21 protein-coding genes are annotated in these 25,477 nt (G+C 70.7%); 9 read left to right on the top strand and 12 right to left on the bottom strand.

The genetic code is table 11. From position 1 onward, the window contains the following. Positions 1–4 precede the first annotated feature (4 nt). Positions 5–925, top strand: a complete 921-nt coding sequence (locus QMG73_RS11650) for a GNAT family N-acetyltransferase (RefSeq protein WP_281894532.1) — start codon at positions 5–7, stop codon at positions 923–925. Here QMG73_RS11650 and QMG73_RS11645 read toward each other — a convergent pair. Continuing rightward, positions 897–1,346, bottom strand: a complete 450-nt coding sequence (locus tag QMG73_RS11645; RefSeq protein WP_281894530.1) for a VOC family protein — start codon at positions 1,344–1,346, stop codon at positions 897–899. The genes QMG73_RS11650 and QMG73_RS11645 overlap by 29 nt on opposite strands. Beyond that, the gene (locus tag QMG73_RS11640) at positions 1,343–2,248 is read right to left on the bottom strand and encodes an ROK family protein (protein ID WP_281894529.1); all 906 of its coding nucleotides are present in this window, start codon (positions 2,246–2,248) and stop codon (positions 1,343–1,345) included. The genes QMG73_RS11645 and QMG73_RS11640 overlap by 4 nt, the downstream gene beginning before the upstream one ends. 106 nt (positions 2,249–2,354) lie before the next feature. Between QMG73_RS11640 and QMG73_RS11635 the strand changes: the two genes are divergently transcribed. Both QMG73_RS11635 and QMG73_RS11630 read left to right on the top strand, forming a co-directional pair. Beyond that, a complete protein-coding gene (locus QMG73_RS11635) occupies positions 2,355–3,536 on the top strand; it encodes an ROK family transcriptional regulator (protein WP_281894527.1) in 1,182 nt (393 codons plus the stop codon). After that, the gene (locus QMG73_RS11630) at positions 3,533–7,693 is read left to right on the top strand and encodes a glycoside hydrolase family 38 N-terminal domain-containing protein (RefSeq protein WP_281894525.1); all 4,161 of its coding nucleotides are present in this window, start codon (positions 3,533–3,535) and stop codon (positions 7,691–7,693) included. The genes QMG73_RS11635 and QMG73_RS11630 overlap by 4 nt, the downstream gene beginning before the upstream one ends. Here QMG73_RS11630 and rnhA read toward each other — a convergent pair. Next, positions 7,680–8,144 carry a ribonuclease HI gene (rnhA, locus tag QMG73_RS11625; protein ID WP_281894524.1) on the bottom strand — a complete coding sequence of 155 codons (465 nt, stop codon included), beginning with the start codon at positions 8,142–8,144 and terminating at the stop codon, positions 7,680–7,682. The two genes, QMG73_RS11630 and rnhA, sit on opposite strands and share 14 nt — an antisense overlap. 100 nt (positions 8,145–8,244) lie before the next feature. Further along, a complete protein-coding gene (locus tag QMG73_RS11620) occupies positions 8,245–9,261 on the bottom strand; it encodes a LacI family DNA-binding transcriptional regulator (protein ID WP_281894523.1) in 1,017 nt (338 codons plus the stop codon). Between the two features lie 215 nt (positions 9,262–9,476). Here QMG73_RS11620 and QMG73_RS11615 point away from each other — a divergent pair, with 215 nt between their 5' ends. The 3 genes from QMG73_RS11615 to QMG73_RS11605 all read left to right on the top strand — a co-directional run bounded on the left by QMG73_RS11615 (position 9,477) and on the right by QMG73_RS11605 (position 15,119). Further along, positions 9,477–11,348 (top strand): glycoside hydrolase family 127 protein, encoded by a 1,872-nt coding sequence (locus tag QMG73_RS11615; protein WP_281894522.1) that lies wholly within the window; start codon positions 9,477–9,479, stop codon positions 11,346–11,348. A gap of 5 nt (positions 11,349–11,353) precedes the next feature. Next, positions 11,354–13,831, top strand: coding sequence for a glycoside hydrolase family 127 protein (locus tag QMG73_RS11610; RefSeq protein ID WP_281894521.1), 2,478 nt, complete (start codon positions 11,354–11,356; stop codon positions 13,829–13,831). A 100-nt stretch (positions 13,832–13,931) separates the two neighbouring features. Continuing rightward, positions 13,932–15,119: a zinc-dependent alcohol dehydrogenase gene (locus tag QMG73_RS11605; RefSeq protein ID WP_281894520.1), complete on the top strand. Its 1,188-nt coding sequence runs from the start codon at positions 13,932–13,934 to the stop codon at positions 15,117–15,119. On the opposite strand, the gene QMG73_RS11600 is transcribed toward QMG73_RS11605, so the two are convergent. Together QMG73_RS11600 and QMG73_RS11595 are read right to left on the bottom strand one after the other, a co-directional pair. Beyond that, on the bottom strand, positions 15,116–15,685 hold the full coding sequence (locus QMG73_RS11600) for a hypothetical protein (RefSeq protein WP_281894517.1): 570 nt from the start codon (positions 15,683–15,685) through the stop codon (positions 15,116–15,118). The genes QMG73_RS11605 and QMG73_RS11600 overlap by 4 nt on opposite strands. Before the next feature lie 83 nt (positions 15,686–15,768). Further along, entirely contained in the window at positions 15,769–17,181 is a 1,413-nt protein-coding gene (locus QMG73_RS11595; protein WP_281894515.1) for a glycoside hydrolase family 6 protein, read from the bottom strand. Positions 17,182–18,242: 1,061 nt separating this feature from the next. Here QMG73_RS11595 and QMG73_RS11590 point away from each other — a divergent pair. Together QMG73_RS11590 and QMG73_RS11585 are read left to right on the top strand one after the other, a co-directional pair. Next, positions 18,243–19,091 carry a cellulose binding domain-containing protein gene (locus QMG73_RS11590; protein ID WP_281894512.1) on the top strand — a complete coding sequence of 283 codons (849 nt, stop codon included), beginning with the start codon at positions 18,243–18,245 and terminating at the stop codon, positions 19,089–19,091. A gap of 93 nt (positions 19,092–19,184) precedes the next feature. Further along, the gene (locus QMG73_RS11585) at positions 19,185–20,147 is read left to right on the top strand and encodes a mechanosensitive ion channel family protein (protein WP_281894509.1); all 963 of its coding nucleotides are present in this window, start codon (positions 19,185–19,187) and stop codon (positions 20,145–20,147) included. A 212-nt stretch (positions 20,148–20,359) separates the two neighbouring features. Here the strand turns inward: QMG73_RS11585 and QMG73_RS11580 are convergent, their stop codons facing one another. Next, positions 20,360–20,698, bottom strand: coding sequence for a DUF6401 family natural product biosynthesis protein (locus QMG73_RS11580; RefSeq protein WP_281894507.1), 339 nt, complete (start codon positions 20,696–20,698; stop codon positions 20,360–20,362). Positions 20,699–20,771: 73 nt separating this feature from the next. Continuing rightward, the gene (locus QMG73_RS11575) at positions 20,772–20,987 is read right to left on the bottom strand and encodes a hypothetical protein (protein ID WP_281894504.1); all 216 of its coding nucleotides are present in this window, start codon (positions 20,985–20,987) and stop codon (positions 20,772–20,774) included. A gap of 112 nt (positions 20,988–21,099) precedes the next feature. On the opposite strand from QMG73_RS11575, the gene QMG73_RS11570 reads away from it, so the two are divergent. Beyond that, positions 21,100–22,272, top strand: coding sequence for an MFS transporter (locus tag QMG73_RS11570; protein WP_281894503.1), 1,173 nt, complete (start codon positions 21,100–21,102; stop codon positions 22,270–22,272). On the opposite strand, the gene QMG73_RS11565 is transcribed toward QMG73_RS11570, so the two are convergent. The 4 genes from QMG73_RS11565 to QMG73_RS11550 all read right to left on the bottom strand — a co-directional run bounded on the left by QMG73_RS11565 (position 22,269) and on the right by QMG73_RS11550 (position 25,433). Then, positions 22,269–22,475, bottom strand: a complete 207-nt coding sequence (locus tag QMG73_RS11565) for a hypothetical protein (RefSeq protein WP_281894501.1) — start codon at positions 22,473–22,475, stop codon at positions 22,269–22,271. The two genes, QMG73_RS11570 and QMG73_RS11565, sit on opposite strands and share 4 nt — an antisense overlap. A 67-nt stretch (positions 22,476–22,542) precedes the next feature. Next, on the bottom strand, positions 22,543–23,040 hold the full coding sequence (locus tag QMG73_RS11560; RefSeq protein ID WP_281894499.1) for an SRPBCC family protein: 498 nt from the start codon (positions 23,038–23,040) through the stop codon (positions 22,543–22,545). 12 nt (positions 23,041–23,052) lie between these two features. Further along, entirely contained in the window at positions 23,053–23,457 is a 405-nt protein-coding gene (locus QMG73_RS11555; protein WP_281894498.1) for a DUF2795 domain-containing protein, read from the bottom strand. A 1,022-nt stretch (positions 23,458–24,479) separates the two neighbouring features. After that, positions 24,480–25,433, bottom strand: coding sequence for a YihY/virulence factor BrkB family protein (locus QMG73_RS11550; protein ID WP_281894495.1), 954 nt, complete (start codon positions 25,431–25,433; stop codon positions 24,480–24,482). Positions 25,434–25,477 lie beyond the last annotated feature (44 nt).

The following is a 25,477-nucleotide window of genomic DNA, read 5'->3' as shown; positions in this document are numbered from 1 at the left end:
CGGAATGGATTTGATCATGCGCCCGATCTCGGGGCGCGACGAACTCGACCTGTTCTGCCGGTTGACGTACACGCTCGACCACGAGCTGGCCGACGACCTCGACGCCGGGCGGCGGCTCCCGGAATGGATGTGGGTGGCGCTGCGCGGCGATCACCTCGTGGCGCGGGTCGCGTGGTGGGGCGATCCGGACCCGGAGCTCCTCGACATCTTCGATATCGAGAGCGGCGCTGTCGACGACGGGGTCGCCCTGCTGGAAGCCGCGTTCGCGGCCGTCGTCCCGGCTGGCGGTACCCCGCCGGAGTACCTCCGGTTCGTGCCGCCGGACTGGCGGGAGCAGCCGGAGAGCCGGCGGGTCGTCGAGGAGCGGCTGGCGGCGATCGAGCGGCTGGGCGCGCGGCCCCTGGTGGAGCGGCTGCGGCTGGAGTGGCGGCCGGGTACCCCGATCGCGGAGCCGAGCGGGCGGCTGCTCTTCCGCCAGCCGCACGGCCGCGACGAGATGATCGAGTTGATGACGCGGGTACTGGACGGCACGCTCGACGCGCACAGCCGCGACGACCTCACCCGCATGACGCCCACCGAGGCGGCCGCCGCGCACTTCGACCGGGAGCTGGCGATCTACATCAGCCCGCGAGACTGGTGGCGGGTCGCGACGCTGCCCGACGGTGAGCCGGTCGGGTTCGTCACGCCGGGGCGCAACCCGTACAACCCGGTCATCGGGTACGTCGCGGTGCTGCCCGAGCATCGCGGCAAGGGGTACGTCGATGAGATCCTCGCCGAAGGCACGCGTGTCCTGGCCGCTGAGGGCGTACCGCGCGTCCGAGCGGCGACCGACATGGGCAACACGCCGATGGCCGCCGCGTTCGCGCGAGCCGGTTACGTCACGTTCGAGAAGTCGGTCAACTGGTCGTGGGACCAAGCTCGGTAAAGAGCGTGATGTGCAGGCCGGCGGGGGCGTCGAGCCGGGCGTTGAGCGAGTCCCACGGCGTGCGCGTGGGCTCGGCGACCACGGTGGCGCCCTCTCCTGCCAGCTCGGCGGTCTTCGCGGCCGCGTCGTCGACCTCGAAGCAGACCCGGATGTGGCCGGCCACCCGGCGTCCCACCTCGACCTCGTCGACGTAGTCCGCGTGATGGGGATCGGCCAGCTCCAGCGTGGCGCGGCCGGCGTCGAGGATCGTCACCCGCCCGTCCTCCGACGAGAACGCCGCCTCCTCGGGCATCCCGAGCACGTCCCGGTAGAAACGGAGGGCGGCGTCGTAGTCGTCGGCCGTCACCACGATGCGGAGCTGCCGCACCCGCGCGTTGTCGCTCGCCTGCGCCTTGTCGCTCGTCTGCACGTTGTCGTTCATCGCACCAAGGGTAGGGCGGCGGCGCGTGCCGCGATCACGAGCGCGCCGGCGAGTGGGGCGTCGAACGGGTGCCTGGCCACCAGGACCTCCGGCGGGAACGGCACGGTCCGGCGCAGCACCGCCGCCAGCCGGGGTACGAGTACCACCGCCTGCCCGACCAGGCCGCCGGCCAGCACCACGCGGTCGGGGTCGAGAGCGACCGACAGGTTGGCGACGTGCGTGGCGAGCGCCTCGATGGCCGCGTCGACCACCGCGGCGACCGCCGGCTGCGTGGGGGCCAGTGCGAACGCCTCGGCGGCGTCGACCCGGCGGCCGAGTACAGCGGAGGCGTTCGCGCCGATGGCCTGGCCCGAGACGATCTCCTCCAGTGGCGCGCGACCGTCGGCGAAGGCCACCGGGTGCCGGGGGCCGGGCAGCTGGTACGCGATCTCGCCGGCGGCGCCGTGCGCTCCCTCCACCACCGTGCCGTCGACGACGAACGCCGCGGACAGCCCGGTGCCGAGGTTCAGGTAGATGCCCGACCGGGTGCCGACCAGCGCGCCGGAAACGCTTTCGGCGAGGGCGCCGGCCTTGACGTCGTTCATGACCGCCACCGGTACTCCCGGGAACGCCGCCGCGAACGTCTCGCGCAGCCGCAGCGTCTCCCAGCCGGGGTTGTTGGGAGCGAGCGCGACGCCGTCCTCGCGGATGACGCCGGGTGAGACGACGCCCACGGCGGCCAGCGGCGCCGGGTCGGCCTCGACCAGTTCGCGCGCGCTCCGGACGATCCGGTCGACGACCGCCTCGACGCCGTCGGTCGCGTTGGTGGCGCGATGCGTCTCGTGGAGCCGGTTCCCGGCCGCCGAGGTAGCAATCGCCACCTTTGTCCCGCCGATGTCGATCCCAAGAACCTGGCTCGTCATGCGTGACCCGCGTGAGCGGAGCGAGCGCCAGCCAACTCTGTCATGGTGGGTGAGTGTAAGGGAGGTTTCCTTTCAATCGCGAACGCGGGTGGTGTTTACTGGTCCGATGACCGCGTCCGAGGTCGCCACGAGCGCCGCGTTCCTGCGCCAGGTCAACGAGCGCACCGTCTTCAAGCGGGTGCTCGAGCTCGCGCCCACCTCGGTCACCCAACTGGTCAAGGAGACCGGCCTGTCCAAGCCGACCGTCGGGCTCACCCTCGCCCGGCTGGAGCAGGTCGGTCTGGTCCGGAAGGTCGGCCTGCGCACCGGCGCCGCCGGCCGCGCGCCGCAGCTGTTCGGCCCGCGTCCCGAGGCCGGGTGGGTGGTCGCCATCGACGTCGGGCTGCGGTGGGTGGGGGTACTGCTCGCCGACCTGACCGGCACCATCGCCGGCCAGTCGCGGCGGCGGTCCAAGCGCAGCGCTCGCAAGCTGGTCGACCAGATCGGCGACATGGTCGACGAGTTGCTCGCCGGCACCGACGTCGCACCTGAGTCGGTGCTCAACGTCGTGGTGGGCAGCCCCGGCGTGTACGACAAGACCGGCCACCGGGTCCGCCACGCCTCCAACCTGCCCGGGTGGGAGCGCCCGGACCTGGTGCCCACGCTGCGCGAGCGGCTCGGCGAGCACATCGCCTTCGAAAACGACGTCGACCTCGCGGCGCTCGGCGAGCAGGCGTACGGTCTCGGACGCGGCGTCGAAAACTTCGTATACCTGCACATCGGCAGCGGGCTCGGCATCGGAGCTGTACTGGGCGGAAGGCTGCATCGCGGCGCCCACGGCACCGCCGGCGAGGTCGCGTTCCTCCCGGTCGTGACGCCGGCGTCGGGCCCCGCCGCGCTGCGCCGTGGACTCCTGGAGACCGCCGCCGCGGCCGACGGCCTGGTCGCCGCGGCGCACCGGCACGGCCTCACCACCGCGACCAGGGCGGAAGACGTGCTCGCCGCGGCCAAGGCCGAAGAACCGGCCGCGGTGCGCGCCATGGCGGACGAACTCGACCACCTGACCACCGCGCTGGCCGCGGTGATGACACTGCTCGACCCCGAGCTGGTCGTGCTCGGCGGCGGCGTCGGCCGCCACTTCGGCGATTATCTGGTACCCCTTCGTCAGCGGCTCGCAGCGTTGCTTCCGCTGCCCATCCCCGCGTTCGCGGTGTCCGCGCTCGGTGACGACGCCACCCTCCTCGGTGGGCTGGCGAGCGGCCTTCGCAACGCCCGAGAACGTGCCCTGCAACGAGCGGAACCAGTGTGATAACCGAAATCCAGTCCACCGATCTCTTCGTAGGCCCCGCCGCCGCACCCTGCCAGGTCGTGCGCGTCACGCTGTCCACTGTGCTCGCGCCGGTGCGCGTACGGGTCGAGGGCCCCACCGTGACCACGCCCGAGCCGGTGCTCGCCACCGCACCTGGCGTCGTCGAGGTCGGCGTGCGGATCGCCGCGCCGTCGCGTCCCGGGTCGGTGCACCGGGTCACCGCCGTTGCGGGTCCGTCCACGTTGGACGGTACGGTCACGGCGGCCGAGACCGGCTGGACGATGTGGATGGTGTCGCACTTCCACTACGACCCGGTCTGGTGGAACACGCAGGCCGGCTTCACCGAGACGTGGTACGACCTGCCGGTGGCGGAGGAGCGTCGGCCGGAGTTCAACCGCACCGCGTTCGACCTCGTGCGCGCGCACCTCGACGCGGCCCGCCACGACGAGGACTACAAGTTCGTGCTCGCCGAGCTCGACTACCTCAAGCCGTACTGGGACGTGTTTCCGCAGGACCGGGACGACCTGCGGCGGTTCCTCCGGGAGGGGCGCGTCGAACTGGTCGGCGGCACGTACAACGAGCCAAACACCAACCTGACGCACCCCGAGTCGACGATCCGCAATGCCGTGTACGGCGTGGGATACCAGCGTGACGTGGTCGGTGGCGATCCGCGTACCGCGTGGATGCTCGACGTCTTCGGACACGACCCGGCCTTCCCTGGCCTGATGGCCGACGCCGGCCTCGACTCCTCGGCGTGGGCGCGGGGACCGTTTCACCACGTCGGCCCGCGCCGGCACGCCGGTGACATCACGCGGATGCAGTTCCCGAGCGAGTTCGAGTGGATATCGCCGACCGGCCGGGGCCTGCTGACGGCGTACATGGCCGACCACTACGTCGCCGGCTGGAACATGGAGCGCAAGGACACCCTCGACGAGGCGATGGCCGAGGCGTACGCCCAGTACAGCGAGCTGAAGCAGGTGGCGGCCACCCGGCACGTGCTGCTGCCGGTCGGCCACGACCACAACATCCCGTCCCGCTGGTGCACGGAGATCCACCGGCTGTGGGCGAAGCGTTACGTGTGGCCGCGGTTCGTCCTCGGGCTGCCCCGGGACTACTTCGCCGCAGTGCGCCGGGAGCTTGCCGACAGCGGGCGCGCCCCGTCACCGCAGACGCGCGACATGAACCCTGTCTACACCGGCAAGGACGTGTCCTACATCGACACCAAGCAGGGCCAGCGGGCCGGCGAGGTCGCCGTGCTCGACGCCGAACGGCTGTCCACTGTGGCGGCTCTGCTCGGCAGCCGGTACCCCACCGAGGGGCTGGACAAGGCGTGGCGGCAGCTCGCCTACGGGGCGCATCACGACGCGGTCACCGGCACCGAGTCGGACCAGGTGTACCTCGACCTGCTCGGCGGCTGGCGGGAGGCGTACGAGCTGGGGGAGGGGGCCCGGGCCGCGGCGGTGGCGGCTATCGCGGCGGCCGCCGACACGAGCGGGCCGGGGCGGGCCCTCGTCGCGGTCAACCCGCTGTCCTGGGCTCGCGACGGCGTCACCACCGTCCGTTTGCATTACCCGGCACCGGGTCCCGCCGGCGTCTCACTCCGCGACGAGTCAGGCCAGCCGGTGCCGGCCATGGCCGAAGGAGTGCTGCGGCACCCGGATGGTGGGCTCGCGGACGTGACGCTGTCGTTCGTGGCGCGTGACGTGCCGGCGCTCGGCTATCGCGTGTACCGTGCCGTCCCGGCCTCCACCCTGCCGGCGGGTTGGTCTCCAGCTCTCGTTGCTCAGAACGACGCTTTCGCCGTCGAGGCTTCGCCCAGCGGCGCGCTCAGCAGCATCGTCGACCGGCGCACCGGGCGCGAGCTGCTCCGTCCCGGAGGTGCCGGTGCCGCTCTGGTGTGCCAGCCCGAGCACGCGACCCACCCGCGCTGGGGCGAAGGGCCGTGGCACCTGCTCCCGAGCGGTCCCGGGATCTGCGCCGAGTCGGCGGATGTGTCCATTGAGGAGTCGCCGATCGGGCGCCGGGTCGTGTCCTCCTTTGCTCTTGGCGACCTGCGCGTCCGCCACGAGGCCGTACTGTGGGACGGTGTCGACCGGATCGACTTCCAGACCCACGTCGACGGCTCCATCGGGCAGGACAACCTGCTGCGCGTCCGGTTCGACCTCGACCTGCCCGGTGCGCTTCCCGTTGCCGAGGTGGGATACGCGGCCATCGGGCGGTCGTTCGGCTTTCCCGAATCGGACGCGGCCGCGGATCTGTGGACATTGGACAGTCCCGCGCACACGTGGGCCGGACTGTCCTCCACCGCCCGCATCGCGCTGGTGGGGCCGGACGGCAGCCGCACCGCACACGCGTTCGGCGTGGCCGAGGTCGTGTCCGCCGGACCCGTGCGGGACCTGCTCGCGCGGCTCGTCGCAGTGGGCGTGACGGCGACGTCCACGCTGCCGGACGGGCCACGGTACGGCGCGCTCGACGCCGACTCGAACCTGCCCGACGTGCGGATCGTTCTGGGCGCCGGCAACGCGTTCGCCGCTCAGGTGCTCGACGCCGCCGATCCCGGGTACCGGGAAGCGTTGGTACGCAACGGCATCGTATTCGTACCCGCGACCCGCGACCGCCTGTCGGCGTGGACGCCGGGCGCCGACCTGCGCGGGCCGCGCGACCTGCCGGTGCTGATCGTCGCCGGCGACACGCTCGACTTCGACGGCTCGACCATCGAGGTGCCGCTGCCGCACGGGTTGCCCGGCACCGCCGAGCCGGTCGACGAGTACTCGGTAGCGCTGGTCAACCACGGCACGCCGAGCTTCGTCGCGCAGCCGGACGGCACGCTGTACCTCTCCCTCATGCGCGCGTGCAGCGCGTGGCCCAGCGGCGTCTGGATCGACGGCCCCCGACGCACCGCACCGGACGGCAGCGGCTTTCAACTGCAGCACTGGAGCCACACGTTCCGCTACAGCCTGGTCGCGGGGCCCGGTGACTGGCGCGCCGCCGGTTTCGTGCGCGCCGGCCAGGAGGCCAACCACGCGGTACGCGTCGACGAGGCGCCGGCGTCGCCGGGAGAGCTGCCGGCGCGGCTGAGCCTCGCCTCAGTCGAGCCCGCGAATGTCATCCTGTCGGCGGTCAAGCCGCGCGGCAACCCGATGGCGTCCGGGCTGCCCGGCGACGTCGACCCGCGTGACGGTGTGACGCTGCGGCTGTACGAGTCGAGCGGTGTGCCCGCGACCGCACGTGTCCGCCTGCACGGTGGGCTCACGTCACCCGAGCGAACCGACGTCCTGGAGGGTGGCGAGCGGCGACCGCTCACTGTGGACGGTGACGCGGTGGTGGTCGAGCTCGGCGCCGCCGACGTGGTGACCGTGACCGCGCGCCCGTCCGCGGCGGCGCCGTCCACATTGCCACCGCCGGTCGTGGAGCCGGCCCAGCCCGTCTTCACCCGGTACTGGCTCCACAACAAGGGACCGGCCCCGGCCGGATACCTGCCCACGGCCGTCCACGTCGAACCGTCGTCACTAGCGCTGGGCGCGACTGGCGACGTGATCGTGCGGGTGGCGGCGTCGAGCCGGGCGGCGTCCGGCGAAGTGGCGCTGGATGTGCCCGCGGGGCTCCACGTGGAGCCAGCCGGTCCATTCCGGTACGACCTCGCGGCGGGCTCCCACGCGACGTTCCCCGTGACGGTGCGTACTCTCGACGCCTCGCCAGGCACCTACGTGGTGGCGGCGCGCATCCGCGACGACCTGGGCCAGACCCTGGAAGACGCCGTCGCCGTATCGGTCTCCGGCGCGGCCTCGGGGCCGTTCGTGGCGGCGGTCCTTCACCCGGCTGGGTCCGAACCAGCGGCGACTGTGCGCGTCGGACCCGGCGAGCGGGCAGAGCTGACGTTGCGGCTGACGAACCTGCTCCGGAGCGAGCTGCGCGGCGAGGCCCAACTGCTGAGCCCGGACGGCACCTGGGGCGGCCGCGACGGCGTCGCGATCACACCCTGGACGCGGGGCGTCATCGTGCCGGCCGGGGAGACGATCGAAGTCCCGTTCGTCGTGGACGCGCCGCCGACGGCGCGACCGGGCGCACACTGGTGGGCGGCGGTGCGGGTGGCCTGCTTCGGCCAGGTCCACTACACCGAAACCGTTTCGGTCGAGATCGCGCCTAGGGAGTCGTGAGCGGGGTGGCGCCGCTGCGGGCCTCCGTCATGCCACGATTGGCGAGGCGATCGGCGTGCTCGTTGCCCTCGTCGCCGGCGTGGCCCTTGACCCACACCCACTCGATCTCGTGACGTTCGGCCGCTGCCGCGAGGCGGCGCCACAGATCGGCGTTCTTGACCGGGGTACGCGCCGACGTCATCCAGCCGTTGCGCTCCCAGCCGCGCATCCATTTGGTGATGCCGTCCCGCAGGTACGTGCTGTCGGTGTGCAGGCGCACGGTGACCGCCCGGTTCAGGTGCTCCAGCGCCTGGATCGCGGCGGTCAGCTCCATCCGGTTGTTGGTGGTGCCGGCGGGCTCGCCGCCCCACAGCTCCCTGACATGCCCGCCGTACCGCAGCACCGCGCCCCAACCGCCGGGGCCGGGATTTCCGCTGCAAGCCCCATCCGTGTAAACCTCAACCACCGTCACCCGCCCACGGTACCGGGCCGTCGACGAACGCTGCGGTGGTCAGGGCGTCCCTCAAGTCGCTATAGCGACTTGGGGGACGCCCTGATCACGAAAGAGGGAGTCAGGCGGGGCCGGTGGAGTCGCGGACTACCAGGCGGCATGGTTGGCGGATCACGCCGGATGATGGTTGGCCGTCCAGGGCGGCGAACAGGTGCTTGACCGCCGTTTCGCCGAGCTGCTGGAGGTTGAGGTCGACGGTGGTCAGCGGGGGCTGGCAGTCGGCCGCGAACTCGTGCCAGTTGTCGTATCCGACGATCGACACGTCGTCAGGTATGCGCCGGCCGAGGTCGCGGAGGGTGTTGGCCACGCCGGTCGCGATCTGGTCGTTGCCGCAGAAGATCGCGTCGATCTCAGGGTACGAGCTGAGCAGCATCCGCGCGGCGTGCCGGCCCCAGCGCTGCGACCATTCGCCGTACAGCGGCTCGCCGCCGATCAACGACAGGCCGGCGCCGTCCAGTACGTCGCGCAGGCTGGCGACGCGGTCGCGGGCGGCGCGGTAGTTTTCCGGGCCGGTGATGTGGGCGATGTTGCGCCGGCCGAGCGACACGAGGTGTTCGGTGGCGAGGCGGGCGCCGTCGGCGTCGTCGGCGAGCAGGGACAGGTCGTTGGGATCGTCGGACTCGCCGTACACGTACACGACCGGCACCGGGATGTCACCCGTCAGCGACGGGCGGACGTCGTTGGAGTCGCCGAGGATGATGAAGCCGTCGACCTGGCGTGCGAGCAGCGTGCGGATGTAGTGGCGGCGCCGGATGGCGTCGCCGCGGGCGTCGCAGAGCAGGACGGACATCTGCTCGCTGCCCAGCGCGTTCTCGACGCCGAGCAGGATCGGGATGGAGAACCGGCCCGCGAGCTCGTCGGTGAGCAGGCCGATGGTGCGGGTGCGGCCGGAGATCAGGCCGCGCGCCAGCACGTTGGGTTGGAACGAGAGCTCGTCGGCTGCCTGCAGGACGCGGCGGCGGGTCTCGGGTGCGACTTCGTCGCGGGCGTTGAGCGCTTTGGACGCGGTCGCGACGGACACCCCGGCGCGGCGGGCCACGTCGGTGAGTGTGACGGACTGCGAACGCTGCCTGGCCACCGAAACCCTTTCGAAACGCTTTCGGGTACCTCAACAATGTAGACCATGACGCCATGAGATCCATAAGAAATGTGACCTTGACAGCGGTGTAATAGCGTGGCTACATTGCCGAAAAGGTTTTCGGGGATCGATGGAGGTGGAATGCCGATGGGTCCCCAGTGCGCCCAGCCGGGCCCGTTCGCTGGCGCTCTGAAAGGGTGAAGATGATCGGACCGGTGCATCCGTCGAGGGGCTCGCTGAGCCCGTTGGGGATCGACCAGGCCCGGCTGACCAGCGGGTTCTGGGCCGAGCGGCAGCAGCGCAACGGCGCCGCGACGATCCCGCACGCCCACAGCTGGCTCGAGCGGACCGGCTGGCTCGGCAACTTCCGCCTCGCCGCCGCGGGCGAGCTCGCGCCGCACCTCCGTCAAGGCCGCGAGTTCTCCGACTCCGAGGTCTACAAGCTGGCCGAGGCGATGGCCTGGGAGATCGGCCGAGGCGGCGACGCGCCTCTCGACGAACTGTCCATCGTGGTCGCCGCCGCGCAGGAGCCGGGCGGATATCTCAACACCATGTTCGGCCGCCCGGGGCAGCAGCCGCGCTACTCGGACCTGGTGTGGGGGCACGAGCTGTACTGCTACGGGCACCTCATCCAGGCCGGGGTCGCCCGCCTGCGCACCGGTTTCGAAGACGCGCTCACCGCCACCGCCATCCGCGCCGCCGACCACGTGTGCGTGGAGTTCGGGGCAGCCGGCCGGCAGTTCCTCTGTGGACACCCCGAGATCGAGATGGCGCTCGTCGAGCTGTACCGGGTCACCGGCATCACCCGCTACCTCGACCAGGCTCGGCTGTTCATCGACCGGCGCGGGCAGGCCACGCTCCCCGACATCGAGCTCGGCCGGGCGTACTTCCAGGACGACATGCCGATCCGGGAGCGCGCCGCGTTCGACGGTCATGCCGTGCGCGCCCTGTACCTGGCGTCCGGCGCGGTCGACGTCGCGGTGGAGACGGGAGACGACAAGCTGCTCGCCGCCGTCGTCCGGCAGTGGGAGCGCACCGTGGCCGCCCGCACGTACCTCACCGGGGGCATGGGCTCGCGGCACGAGGGTGAGGCGTTCGGCGACGACTTCGAGCTGCCGACCGACCGGGCGTACGTGGAAACCTGCGCAGCCATCGCATCGGTGATGCTGTCGTGGCGGCTGCTGCTGGCCACCGGTGAGTCGCGCTTCGCCGACCTGGCCGAGCGGACGCTGTACAACGTGGTGGCCGCCTCCACGTCGCTGGACGGGCGGTCCTTCTTCTACACCAACCCGTTGCACCAGCGGGTGACCGGCGCCCCGATGGACTCGTCGAAGCCGTGGCCGCGTGCCTCGTCGAGCGAGCGGGCCCCGTGGCGTGACGTGTCCTGCTGCCCGACCAACATCTCGCGCACGCTCGCCTCGCTCGGCGGATACCTGGCGACCGCCGACGGCGACGGTGTCCAGATACACCAGTACGCGTCGGCGGAGGTGCGGGCGGGCGAGACCGGGCTGACCGTCGAGACCGGGTATCCGTGGCGTGGCGACGTCACCGTGCGGATCACCGAGACCGGTGCGGGGCCATGGCGGCTTTCACTGCGGGTGCCAGGCTGGGCCGGCGAGGCCACGCTCGTCACGCCTGAGGGCACCGAGCGGGTCCGGTCCGGGTACGCGGGGGTGACGCGCACCTGGCGCGTCGGCGACCAGGTGCGGCTCGAACTGCCGGTCGGTCCACGATGGACGACACCCGATCCGCGCATCGACTCGGTGCGTGACTGTATCGCGGTCGAGCGGGGCCCGCTGGTGTACTGCGCGGAATCGGTCGACCAGGACCCCGCGGTGCCGCTCGAAGCGGTCGCGGCGGACCGGTCGGCGCCGGTGGTGGAGCACCCGCTGCCGGCACTCGGGCCGGACGCCGTCGCCCTCGACGTGCCGGCCGCTCAGCTTCCGGTCTCCGCCAACGGCTGGCCGTACGGGTCGCATGGCGACGGCGACCAAGAGGTGGGCACGCTCAGGCTTGTTCCGTACCACCTGTGGGCCAACCGCGGTCCGGCGACCATGCGCGTCTGGCTGCCACAGAGGAGGGGGTGAAAGCAATGTCCCCAACCCGCCGCACCGTCCTTCGCGCCGGAGTCACCGGTGTCGCCGGCGCCGCTGGCCTCACGGCGCTGAGCGGCCGGCCCGCTGCGGCCGCCCGGCCGGACACCGGGGTGTCCGTGTACCCGTTCCCACTCTCCGCCGTCACGCTGCTGTCCGGCCCGTTCCAGGCCAACATGGCGCGTACGCACAGCTACCTGAGCTTCCTCGACCCCGACCGGATGCTCCACATGTTCCGGCTCAACGTCGGCCTGCCGTCGTCGGCCGCCGCGATGGGCGGTTGGGAGTCACCGACCACCGAGCTGCGCGGCCATTCGATGGGCCATCTGCTCACCGCGCTCGCACAGGGATACGCCAACGCGGGTCCCGCCGCTTTCAAGACCAAGGGCGACTACCTGGTCGCCGAGCTGGCCAAGTGCCAGGACCGCGCGGCCGCCGCTGGCTTCAACACCGGGTACCTGTCGGCGTTTCCGGAAAGCTTCATCGACCGCGTCGAGGCCCGGCAGTCGGTGTGGGCGCCGTACTACACGCTCCACAAGACGATGGCGGGTCTGCTCGACATGCACCTGCTGGCGGGCAACGCGCAGGCGCTCGACGTGTTGACGAAGATGGCCGCGTGGGTGAAGCTTCGCAACGACCGGCTCACGCAGGCGCAGCGGCAGAACATGCTGGACACCGAGTTCGGCGGGATGAACGAGACGCTCGCCAACCTCTACCAGCTCACCGGTGACCCCAATCACCTGGCCACCGCCCGGTACTTCGACCACGCCGAGGTCTTCGACCCGCTGGCGTCCAATCTGGACCAGCTCAACGGGTACCACGCCAACACGCAGATCCCCAAGGCGCTGGGCGCGATCCGGGAGTACCACGCCACCGGCGAGACGCGATACCGCGACATCGCGACCAACTTCTGGGACATCGTGGTGGGCCGGCACTCGTACGCGATCGGCGGCAACTCCAACGGCGAGTACTTCAAGGCGGCGGGCCGCATCGCCAGCGAGCTGAGCGACACGACGGCCGAGTGCTGCAACACGTACAACATGCTGAAGCTCAGCCGGCAGCTCTTCTTCACCAACCCGACCCGCGCCGACTACATGGAGTACTACGAGAAGGCGCTCTACAACCACATCCTCGGTGCCCAGAACCCGTCGTCGTCGCACGGCTTCCACTGCTACTACGTGCCGCTGCGCCCCGGTGGCATCAAGACGTACAGCAACGACTACAACGACTGGACGTGCTGTCACGGCACCGGCATGGAGAGCAACACCAAGTACGCCGACAGCATCTACTTCCACTCGGAAGACACGCTGTACGTGAACCTCTTCATCGCCTCGGTGCTGATGTGGTCGGAGCGGGGCATCACGGTGCGGCAGGAGACCAGCTTCCCGGAGACGACGACCAGCCGCCTGACCATCACCGGTTCCGGCGCTTTCACGCTGAAGGTGCGGGTGCCGTCGTGGGCCACCGGCGCCCAGATCCGCGTCAACGGCACCGCCGTGACCGAGCCCGTGACGCCCGGCTCGTACGCGACGATCAGCCGCGCGTGGGCCTCCGGTGACGCGGTCGACATCTCGCTGCCGATGGCGCTGTCTCGTGAGTCCACTCCAGACAGTGCTGCCACGCAGGCGGTCAAGTACGGGCCCATCGTGCTCGCGGGGGCGTACGGCACCAACAACATCTCGTCGTTGCCCACGCTGAACGCGTCGACCATCGCGTCGACGTCGACGCCGCTGCAGTTCACCGCGACCGCCAGCACCGGGCAGGTCACACTGCTGCCGTTCTACAAGATGCATGGCCAGCGGTACACGGTGTACTGGACCGTCGGCACCACACCCCAGCTGCCGCCGTTCGTCGCGCACTACCGCTTCGACGAGACGGGCGGCACCACCGCGGCGGACGCGACCGGCAACGGGCGCACCGCCTCCCTCGCTGGCGGTGCGGGCTGGATAGCGGGCCGCACCGGCAACGCGGTCAACCTCAGCGGTTCGACCGCGCACGTGGCGCTCCCGTCGGGCATCCTCGCCGGCGCGACCGCGTGCAGCGTCGCCACCTGGGTCCGGGTGGACACGATCGCGACCTGGGCCCGGGTGTTCGACTTCGGCGCCGGTACGTCCGCGAGCATGTTCTTCACGCCGCGCAGTAGCGCGGGCACGGCGCGCTTCGCGATCACCAGCTCCGGATCCGGTGGCGAGCAACGCATCAACGCACCGGTCGCGCTGACGGCCGGCGTGTGGACGCATGTCGCGGTCACGCTCTCCGGCAGCGTCGGCATCCTGTACATCAATGGCGTCGAAGCGGCCCGGAACTCCTCGCTGACCCGGCGCCCGGCGGACCTCGGCACCACCACCCAGAACTGGCTCGGTCGCTCGCAGTACGGCGGCGATCCTTACCTCGACGGCGCTCTCGACAACTTCCGCGTGTACAGCCGGGTGCTGACCGCGGCGGAGGTGGCGGACCTGCACGCCACCGGCGGATAGCGCCCCACGAACCCCCGGCTGGTGGTTCCGACCTGCGCCCGGCTGGTCGGGCCACCAGCCGGGCCAGTTTCGGCTCCCCGGCTGGGGGTACCTCGCCTACATGCGAGCGGTTACCTGGCATGGCAAGAGGGACGTCCGGGTCGACGACGTTCCCGACCCCACGATCAAAGAGCCCACCGACGCGATCATCAAGGTGACGTCGAGTGGTGTCTGCGGCTCCGACCTGCACCTGTACGAGGTGATGGGTCCCTTCATGGGCAAGGGCGACGTGCTCGGCCACGAGCCGATGGGCATCGTCGAGGAGGTCGGGGCGGACGTCACCGGGATCAGACCCGGCGACCGCGTCGTGGTGCCGTTCCAGATCGCGTGTGGCCACTGCTATATGTGTGGCCAGGGGCTGCAGACCCAGTGCGAGACCACGCAGTGCCGGGACACCGGGATGGGCGCGGCGCTGTTCGGCTACACCAAGCTGTACGGCGAGGTGCCCGGCGGTCAGGCGGAGTACCTGCGGGTGCCGCAGGCGCACTACGGGCCGATCAAGGTGCCGGAGGGTCCGCCCGACGACCGGTTCGTGTACCTGTCGGACGTCCTCCCCACCGCGTGGCAGGCCGTCGAGTACGCAGCGATCCCGCCCGGTGGCTCGGTGGTCGTACTCGGTCTCGGACCGATCGGTGACATGTCCGCCCGGATCGCGATGCACCGAGGCGCCGGTCGGGTCATTGGCGTAGACCTTGTGCCGGAGCGCCTCGAGCGGGCCCGCGTACGAGGCATTGAGGTCGTCGACCTCGATGCGATCGACGGCGATCTCACCGAGGTAATCCGGGATCGCACCGACGGGCGCGGCCCAGATGCTGTGATCGACGCCGTCGGAATGGAGGCGCACGGGGCGCCCGCCGGCAAGCTGGCCCAGCAGATGGCCGGCCTGCTGCCCGACGCGGTCGCCGCGAAGATCATGCAGAAGGCTGGCGTGGACCGGCTCGTGGCGCTGCACTCGGCGATCGACATCGTGCGGCGCGGTGGCACGATCTCGCTGATCGGCGTGTACGGCGGGATGGCCGATCCGATGCCGATGCTCACCCTCTTCGACAAGCAGGTGCAGCTGCGCATGGGTCAGGCGAACGTGCGCCGCTGGGTCGACGACATCATGCCGCTGCTGACCGGCGACTCAGACCCGCTCGGCGTGGACACGTTTGCGACCCACCACCTGCCGCTCGACGAGGCGCCCCACGGGTACCAAATCTTCCAGAAGAAGCAGGACGGCGCGGTGAAGGTGGTCCTACATCCTTAAGCGGCGTCTTCGAAGCGCGACCGCAGGTCGCGCATGTCCTCCGGGTCGATCAACGCCTTGAACGCCTGCTCCTGGTACTGCGCGGGGATGATCTCGCGGACCCGCTCCGGGTAACCCTCGCCGCCCTCGGCCACCTGGATCACGGGCGGCTGGGCGAACTGGACGGACAGCGGCCCGCTCAGCTTGACCGCGAAATCCCAGGGCCGGTCCTTCTCGGCGACCGCGCACAGGTGGTATCCGTAGAAGGTCTTCACCTCGGGCAGCGTGGTCGCGCTCGGCGGATCGAAGCCGAGCGTCTTCGCCTCGCACACCACCTTGCCGGCCTCGGCCACCTCGCCGTGGCCGTGCGCGTGATGCTCGGTGGGCGTGGACTGCTCGAGGATCGCGGCGACCTGATCGGCGAGCTGGTTCTGCAGGGTGGGCGGCTCGGCGGTGCCACCGGAGCCGAGGCCACGCAGCACCACCGCCACGAGCACGGCGGTCAGGACGACGACCCCGATGGCGATCCAGCGGGTGTGGCCGCGCCGGCGCGGCGGCTGGGTGGCCGTATCGACAGCGGTGGACATGACTACATCGTCCCATCCAAATGTCCCTGGGTGTGGCCCCTCGACGTCCCAGCGAGGGGCCACACCCGTTTTGTGGGGGCGGGTCAAGCCGTGCAGGCAACGCCGTTCAGGGCGAACGCGGTGGGCGTACCCGGTGCGCTACCGGTGTATGTGGCCTGGAAGCCGACGCTGGTCGTGGCGCCGGTGGCCAGCGATCCGTTCCAGGCGGCGTTGCGTGCGGTGATCTGGCTGCCGGACTGTGACCAGGTGCCGCTCCAGCCGCTGGTGAGCCGCACGGTCGAGCCGACCGTGAACGTCAGCGTCCAACTCGTCACCGCACTGCCCCGGTTCGTGATCCGGATCTCCGCGGTGAAGCCACCGCTCCACACGTTCGGCGTGTACACAATGGAGCACGCGGTCGGCGGCGGCGTGGTGGCGGGCGGCGTCGTAGCCGGTGGGGTCGTGACGGGTGGGGTCGTCACCGGCGGGGTGGTGACCGGCGGCGTGGTGGGCGGCCGGGTCGTGGCGGGCGGAGTCGTCCGCGGCGGGGCCGCGATCGCAAGATCGTAAGCCCGCTGCGGTACGAACTGGCCGGCCGCCGCGATGCAGCCGTCGGCCTCGCCCGGCAGCTTGATCCAGAGGTACGCGTCAACCGCCGCGTCGCCGGTCACGTTGGTGGTCTCGATGCCGATCGCACGCCCCGGCGGGTCGCACCACTCGGAACCGGCCGGCCCGTTGCCGTTGCGGCTCGTGTCGACGACGATCTTCAGGTTGGGCGCCCCGGTGGCGGCGACGACCGCCTTCGCGTAGGGGATGAGCTCGCTGTTGGCGCGGTAGTTCGACACGTTGACCGAGATGCCGTGCGCGCTGTTGGCGATGTCGGCCTGCACGAGGCGGCGAGCCATCTCACCGGCCGAGAGCCACGCCGAGTGAGCGGCGTCGAAGTACACCCGTGCCTGGGAAGAGCCGGCGCGCAGCGCCTTGCCCGCGTACGCCATCGAGGCCGCCGTCTCGGCCTGCTGGGCCGCGCTCTGGCAGTCGCTCATCATGGCGAGCACGTCGGGCTCGAGAATAATGGTGGCCGGGCGGCCCGCGAGGCCGGCCGCGACCTGGTCGACCCACTGGCGGTACGCCTGGTGGCTGGGTGCGCCACCGGAGCTGGCACCACCACAGTCCCTGTTGGGCACGTTGTAGACCACCATGATCGGGATCTTCCCGGCCGCCGCGGCGGCACCGACGAACCCGTCGACCTGTGCCCGTACGGCCGACGTGTTGGTGGTGGTAAACCAGCGCGCCTGGGCAACATTGGCGATGCGATCCCGGATGACGGCGGTGCGTGAGTCGTTAGGATTGGCGGCGACCCAGCGGGCTGCTCCCGTGTCCGGATCGACGTAGAACGCGGAATCGGCCGCGGCCGCCGCGTGTGGTCGCAACAACCCGACGCCGACCACGGTCGCCACGGCGAGGCTCATGGCCGCGACTGCGACGGCCGCGGTGAGCACGGATCTCCTGCGCATGCGGGACTCCCTTTTCATCGAACACATTCTCTGGAAGCGCTCCCATGACATCGATTACCGTACGTGGATGTTGCGAGAATGTGAAGTCCTAGCGTCGCTCTTTCTCGCCCCCCGAACTCCGCCCACTCCCGGTCCCCGACACCTCCCGCCGGCAGCGCTCCTCACGCCGCGCCCGGCGCGCGCTCCTGGCGCTCCCTCGCCGCCGATCAAGGGCGAATGCACGTGGTTGGATCTCTTTTCCGCGTGCTTTTGCCCTTGATCGATGGAGATGTCCTTGATCGACGGCAACGGCGGCGGGGGGCCGCCGCCTCCGGCGGCGCGGCGCCAGCGCCCGCTGCGGCCCTGTTCCGAGCCACGCGGCGATCTTGCAGTTGTCATGGTGGATTGCCCCAGTTTGGGCCATGACAACGGCAAGATCCCCGCAGCCCGCAGCCCGCAGCCCGCAGCCCGCAGCCCGCAGCCCGCAGCCCGCAGCCCGCAGCCCGCAGCCCGCCACACGGGTAGATCTTGGCGCTCTACCGTCGCCATAGGGCGACGGTGGAGCGCCAAGATCTCCGCGCGAGGGTGTCCGCCGGCGCATGGCGCGGCGCTTCGCGCGCTTGCGCCGCGAAGTAATCGGTGAACGGGGGCGTGGTCGGGGGATGACCCGGCATCCGCGGGACGACGACACCCTGCGACCCATGCGGCCTCGCCGATCAAGGAGATCTCCATCGATCAAGGGCGAATACACGCGGAAAAGAGATCCAACCACGGGCATTCGCCCTTGATCGGCGGGGAAGCAGGTCCCGCGGGCCGCGGGACCTGCCGCGCGCGCAAGGCGCGCGGTGCGCAAGGCGCGCGGTGCGCAAGGTGCGCGGGGCGTGCGCTGCGCGGGGCGCGGGCGCAGGGCGTGCGCTGCGCGGGGCGCGGGCGCGGGGCGCGCGCCGCGCGGGGCGCGGGGCGCGGGGTGAGTGGGTGGGGTCTGCGGTGGGGTGCGTCGGGTGGGGTGGGCGGATTTGGGGTGAGGTAGGGGGTTTAGCGGGGGTTGCGGGTGGGAAGGGGCGGGCTCTTATAGTCGGCGAGTGACTCGGGCGGGGGAGCAGCGGGATGACGTGGCGCCTAGCGCCGGAGTCATGGGGTATGTGGCTGAGCTGCAGCAGTTCGACGAGAGCATGACGGTCGCGGAGCCGCCGTCGCGGGTAATCGAACCGGAAGAGGCGGCGGTTGAGGAGCCACAAATCGAGCCGGCCACCGAAGAGGCGGTCGCGCGGGTCCGCGTACACGAAAAGCTGCCTTGGACGCGCACGGAGCTTGCCCTCGCTGTGGTTTTCGTGGTTGTGGCCGCGAGTGTCGTCGTGGGTGGGGCGTACGCGGTGATGGCGCAGCGGCGGCCTGCCGGTGAGGTGGCGTTGCCGCTTCCGATGGTCGTGCCGACGCTGTCGCCGGAGGCGTCGCCTGCGGCGTTGGAGGCTGCGACGGCCGGTCCGACGCCTGGTCCGACGCTTGGAGGGCTGGGGCGTGAGGGGCGTGGGCGGACGGTGCCGGGCGGGGGGTCGGGGTCTGGTTCTCCGACGCCGGAGTCGGCTACCAGCGCGCCTGTCGCGGCCGCTGACCTGCGCGCGAGCTATGCCCGCGCGGCGAACACCGGCCTGCTGGGGCTTGGCGGGTATCGGGGTGAGGTGACCATCCGCAACGAGGGTGCGGGTGCGGCGCCGGACTGGGAGGTCACGCTGAGCCTGCCGGCGGGGTTGGCGGTGAGCTCGGCGTCGGGTGCGGAGTTCGCGCAGGATGGCGCGCTGGTGATCTTCACGCCGGAAGACGGTGCGGGCGCGGTGGCGGCGGGCGGGTCGGTGGTTTTCACGTTCGACGTGCCGGGGCTGCTGGCGGGGGAGCCGACCGGCTGCGCCATTAATGGGCGATCATGCGCGTAATTTCCGGCTTTTGTCCGAAAAGCGCCGAATAACACCAGACTGAGTTGCATGATCAGGGGGTATATGGGCTGCGAGTGACAGGAGGGGACCCGTATGTCCGAGCCCTTGGCGGTGGAGCACGTCGATATCGACGGCGCGCTCACCGATATGTGGAGATCAGTGCTGTTGTTCGTGCCGAAGGCGATCGGGTTCATCGCGATCCTGATCGTGGGTTGGATCATCGCTCGCTTCGTGTTGAAGCTGGTGGACAAGATCCTGGAGCGGATCGGCTTCGACCGGGCGGTCGAGCGTGGCGGCATCGGCCGCGCGTTGCAAAACAGCAAGTATGACGCGAGTGACATCGCGGCGCGGATCGTGTACTACGCGGTGCTGCTGTTCACGCTGCAGTTGGCGTTCGGGGTGTGGGGGCCGAACCCGATCAGCGATCTGATCAGCGCGGTGGTCTCGTGGCTGCCGAAGGCGTTCATCGCGATCGTCATCGTGGTGGTGGCCGCCGCCATCGCCAGCGCAGTGCGCGACCTGGTCACGGGCGCGCTGGGCGGTCTGTCGTACGGGAAGCTGCTCGCCAACCTGGCGTCCATCTTCATCATCAGCCTCGGCGTGATCGCCGCGCTCAACCAGGTGGGTATCGCGACCACCGTGACGACGCCGGTGCTGATCGCCGTACTGGCCACCGTGGCCGGCATCCTGATCGTCGGCGTGGGAGGTGGTCTCGTGCGGCCGATGCAGCAGCGTTGGGAGGGCTGGCTCGACCGGGCGGCTGCCGAGACGCAGGTGATCCGCGAGAAGGCGCAGGCCTACGCGGCTGGCCGGGAAGACGTCAACCGGCAGATGGCTGATCGCACCGAGCCGCTGCCCGCGAACGCTCCGGCGATGGCGGCGTCGCAGCCCGGTGTGTACCAGTCGACGGCGGGCTCTCCGCCTCCGGCTGCTCCGCCCGCGCCGGCGATGGGCGCTCCGGCGATGCCCGCGCCGACGACGGGCGCGCCGACGACGGGGGCTCCGGCCACGGGGTCCATGGCCAACGACGAAACGCAGCGCATCGAGCGCCAGTAGAGCGCTCTGTCGTCCCGCCGGTCTTGTGGCTCAACCAGCCGCGAGACCGGCGGACGGCTCGCGGGGCCTGTGGACGCTTCGCGGGGCCCGAGGACGGCTCGAGACCGGCGGACCGCGAGCGGACGGCCCGCAGAGGCTCGCGGGGCTCGCGGACGGCGCGCCGATGGCTGGCGGGCGAGTGTGCGGGCCGCTGGTGGCGAGTGTGCAGACCGCTAGCGAGCGAGGGCGCAGACCGCCAGAAGGCGGGTCAGGACCCAGTCGTGCGCGGCGCTCCAGTCGATTGCCTCGGGCAATTGCCAGCCGTGCTCGACCGCGGCCTCGTGAACGCCCTCGGCGTATCCCGCCAAATGCACCGGGGTCAGCTCGCGCAGATCACCGAAGAGGCTGTCGCGAATGGCAGCGGCGTGCTGGTCGATCGCGGCGAGCAGGCCGGGGTGCCGGGCGGCCGCCTCGAGACCGGCCGCACCGATGGACGCCATCAAGCTGGCCAACACGGAGCGTGCTGACTTGGTGGCTGAACGTGCGGATGCGCCGCTGAAGAACCCGGTCATGATGACTCAGCGTAGTTGCCGGTGGAGCGTTGGTCTTCGGCCGCTCGGCTGATTTTCGGGTCACCACGACGCACTATTCGTCGCTGCGCACCTTGACCGGGCGGCGGCGACGCATCGAGTCGTCAGCCATGATGACGGTCGCGACCATCAGTGCCACGACCACGCTGAAGAGCCACGACTCGTCCGGCAGAAGGCGGGCGGAGAGCGGGGCCTGCATCGCGGTGAGCACGAAGCCGACCCACGCGAAGAGGCGCTGGCGTGGGGTGAGGAAGCCGGGGGCTTGGCGCATCCGGAAAGTCTGCCGCGCGGTTTCTGGACTGCCATGGGACGTTCGGATGATTACGAGTGAGCTGTCCGGTTGAGACACCCGTGCGGGGCGTCCATCGGGAAAGATCAGACTTATGTCGACCGCCAAGACCGCGACTCGCGGGTCGCTGCTCCTGCTGGCGTACTTCGCCTTCATCAGCCTCGGACTGCCCGACGGCCTGATCGGTGTGGGCTGGCCGTCGATCAGCCCTGACCTGGGCGTACCACTCGACGCGGTCGGCCTGCTGCTGATCGCGGGAACCACCGGGTACATCACGTCGAGCGTGGCGGCCGGCTTCACGATCGCCCGGCTGGGCGTGGGCTGGCTGCTCGCCGGGAGCACGTTGCTGGCCAGCTTGGCGCTGACCGGGTACGCGACGTCGCCGGTGCTCGCGATGATGATCGGATGCGCGCTGCTGCTCGGGCTGGGCTCGGGCGCGATCGACTCGGGGCTCAACGCGTATGCGGCGGCCGCCTTCGGGCCCCGCCACATGAACTGGATGCACGCGTTCTTCGGGCTTGGCGTCGCGATCGGGCCACTGATCATGACGTCGGTGATCAGCGCGGGGCTGTCCTGGCGCTGGGGGTACGCCGCGGTGGCGACCGCCCAGGCGGTGCTGGCCACGGCGTTCGCGCTCACGGCGCGGAACTGGGCCGCGCACCGGCCGGTGGAAGACGGTGACTCACCGGTACTCAAGGTGCCGATCCGGGACACGCTCGCCATCCCCGCCGTGTGGTTCGGCGCGCTGGCGTTCGCGGTGTACGTGGCGGTCGAGGTGGCGGCCGGGTTGTGGGCGTACCTGCTGTTGACCGAGGGGCGCGGGCTCAGCGGTGCGATCGCCGGTATCTGCGTCTCCGGGTACTGGGCCAGCCTGTTCGTGGGCCGAGTGGTCCAGGGCGTGGTCGCTGAGCGGCTGGGCAGCGACCAGGTGCTGAAGGCCAGCCTGGCGGGCATGGTGGTCGGGGCGGTACTCGTGGCGCTGCCCGCGCCCGGCTGGGTGGCCGTCGTCGGGCTCGCCATCATCGGGTTCGCGGCGGCGCCGGTGTTTCCCCTCATGACGCTCACGACCGCCAACCGGGTCGGGCCGGCACACGCGGACCGGGCGATCGGGGTACAGATCGGTGCGGCGGGACTCGGCGGCGCGCTCCTGCCCGGTGCGGTCGGTGTGCTGCTGAACCGCTTCGACGTCGAGTACCTGGGCCCGGCGCTGGTGGTGCTGTCGGTACTGCTGCTGGCGCTTTATGTGGCGTCGGCCCGCAAGAATTAGTGCGGGCCGGTCCGGCCCGTCGTGGTCGGGCGGTCCTCGTGGTTCGGGATGTCCTCGTCGTGGCCGAACGCGGCCTCCGCGCCCGCGTCGTTGCCGGTGACGTCGTCGACCTGGCCATCCTGTGACGAGACGCCCATCGCTCGCGTCAGTTCCTCGACGGGGAGCTTCTCCTCGTCACGCCACACGCCATCGCCGTCGGTCATGGTTCCTCCTCGATGCGAAAGTGGGGAGCCGGCGGCCGCCCGCCGGCTCCCCACGCCTATCGCGGTCTTACAGAGCCGGTCCCGGGCCTGGGCGCGGCATTTCGCTGCCCGGACGCGGCACCTCGCCGCGCCACGCGCCGGTCTCCTGGCCGCCGCGCTGCTCGATAAACTCCTTGAACCGCTTGAGGTCACCCTTCACGCGCGTCTTCAGCACGCCGAGCTTGTCGGCGCCCTTCTCCACGACGCCCTCCGGATCGAACTCCATCTGCGCCGTCACGCGGCTGTGCGTGTCGTCGAGCCGGTGGAACGTCACTACGCCCGCCTGCTTGGCGCCCTGCGTCGAGGTCCACGCCACCCGCTCGTCGGGTAGCTGCTCGGTGATCTGCGCGTCGAACTCGCGCTTCACCCCAGCGATCTCGACCTTCCAGTGGGTCATCGTGTCCGACATCTGCCGGACCTCCTGGACCCCTTCCATGAACTGGGGGAACTCCTCAAACTGGGTCCATTGGTTGTAGGCCGTGCGGACCGGTACCGCAACGTCCACAGACTCGGTAACCCCACCCATGTGGCATTCCTCCTAACTATCGTTCTCGTGTCGCAACGTGGCCCACACCTCGGTGACCGTCTCGAACGTCGTGCCCGAGGGAAGCCGGTCCAACGCGTCCAGCACGTCGTCCGGCGCCTGGTGGCGCTCGGCGGAACGCCGAAGGCCCTCACGGTCGGCGGGCAGCGCCGACAGGTCCAGGTACCGACCCAGCCGGCTGCGCTGCTCCACCTCCTCGCTCGTCATGCCTTCCGGCGCGCCGGTGCGGTAGTCACCGGCCGGCACCGTGGTCGGTTCGGGCTGGTCCTCGCCGGCGGGTTCCGGCTGGCGCCACTCCTCGACCCTGGAGCCGGCGACGTTTCCCTGCACCATGCCGCGCACCTCAGCGGCCATCTGATCGTCCAGACGCGGACCGTGTTTGTTGCTGCCACGTTCCATGCGTTTTGCGGTACCCGACGCCCCCAGAGCCAAACCCCAGACCTAGTTTCATGATTTGAGCTGCCGCGACGTGCGTCGTGCTCCAAACCGTCGCTCCCGCAGCCTCACCCTCCGCGCCCCCACACCCACCCCCACCGCCCCGCGCCGCGTCGTCCCGCGCTGCCCGCGCGACCCCGCGTTGCCCGCGCGACCCCGCGTTGCCCGCGCGATCCGCGCTGCGCCCGCCGCGCCGCCCATGCCGCGCCGATCAAGGGCGAATGCACGTGGTTCGATCTCTTTTCCGCGTGCGTTTGCCCTTGATCCATGCAAACGCCCTTGATCGGCGGGCGTGACACGCCGGCATCTGGGCCGGCTGAAAGCCGGCGGCACATAGCCGGACCCAGCCGTGCGGACGGGCCCCGCGGGAGGATCTCAAGAGACCTTCGGGTCAGGGCGGAGCACGTCCGCGTTGCCGGCGCGGCCGGCTTGATCCACAGCCGAACGGTGCGGCCAACGTGGCACCGTTCACCGTGCGCGGGTCGGTCGTGAGCCACGGAGGGCGAGGCTGCGGGAGCAGCGGCCTTGTGCGCGGCGGACATCGCGGTAGCTCAGACCTCGATCCCGGTTTTGATCTTGCTCCGCGACAGCTTGTCGATCAAGGCCATGTGCATGGATCAAGGGCGAATGCACGCGGAAACGAGATCGAATCACGTGCGTTTGCCCTTGATCGGCGCGGCATGGGCGGCGCGGCGGGCGCAGCGCGGGGTCGCGCGGGCAGCACGGGGTCGCGCGGGCGCGTCGGGGTTGAGGGGGTGGCGGCGGTTTGTCGCCGCGCCCTGCGCGTCGATCAAGGGCATTCGCATGGATCAAGGGCGGATGCACGCGGAAATGAGATCGAACCGCGTGCGTTCGCCCTTGATCGGCGAAGCGGCGTGGCGACACGCCGTGTTGGGCTGGCCTGGGGGCGGACGTGCGGGGGCGCGGCGCGCGGCGTGCGCGGCGAGGGCGGCCCCCGGGGCCCGGGGCGAGGGGAGGGGTGGGGGTTAGGCGGAGGGTGGGGTGCGTGGGGGGAGGACGGGGTCGTCGGTGTCGTCGGCGCCGGCCTGGATCTGGCGGCCGCGTTGAAGCTCGGCGTTGATTTCTACGCCGAGCATCAGGGCGCAATTCGACAGGTACAGCCAGACGAGGAACGCGATCACCGCGCCCAGGCTCCCGTAGGTCGCGCCGTACGAGCCGAAGTTCGCCACGTATAGCCCGAAGCCGAACGACACGAGCCCCCAGGCGACCAGCGTCGCGAACCCGCCGACGGTGAGCCACCGGAACCGCGGCGGCTGCACGTTCGGCGCGATCCAGAACATCAACGCGAGCAGCAGAAGCATCACCATCACCAGTACCGGCCACTTGGCGATTGTCCACAGTGTCTTCGGTGCGTCGCCGAGGCTGAGTTTCTCGCCGATCGTGTCGGTGACCGGGCCGCTGACGATCAGGATGACGGCGACCACCGCGAGCAGTACCAGCGCCGTGGCCGTGACGAGCAGCTGAAGCGGGCGCAGCTTGTAGATCGGCCGGCCCTCGGCAACCCCGTAGATGGCGTTCGAGGCGCGGGTGAAGGCGCCGATGAAGCCGGACGCGGACCACAGTGCGCCGACGAGGCCGAAGCTGAGCAGGACGCTGGCCGAATCCTGATCGGTGACGTCCTTGATGATGCTGACGACGCTGTCGTTGGCCACCACCGATCCAGCGCCCACGTCGTTGGCGAGGTCGGTGATCGTGGTGACCGTCTGCTCCCCCTGGGAGACGAGTCCGACGAGCGCGACGATGACGATGAGGGCGGGGAAGAGGGCGAGCACGCCGTAGTACGTGAGCGCGGCCGCCCAGTCGGTGCAGTTGTCCTTCATGAAGCCCTTGACGCTGCGGGTCAGTACGCCCCGCCAGGTGGACCAGCGCAGGTCGCGCAGCCCGCGGGGGACGCTGATCCGGTCGGCCGTGGTTGCCATGCCCGCCGGTACCCGGGTGTCACCCGGCACAAACGTTTGCGTTG

This window comes from Phytohabitans aurantiacus (assembly GCF_027923225.1).
Lineage (GTDB): Bacteria > Actinomycetota > Actinomycetes > Mycobacteriales > Micromonosporaceae > Phytohabitans > Phytohabitans aurantiacus.
This window is presented reverse-complemented; position numbering and strand designations above follow the sequence as displayed.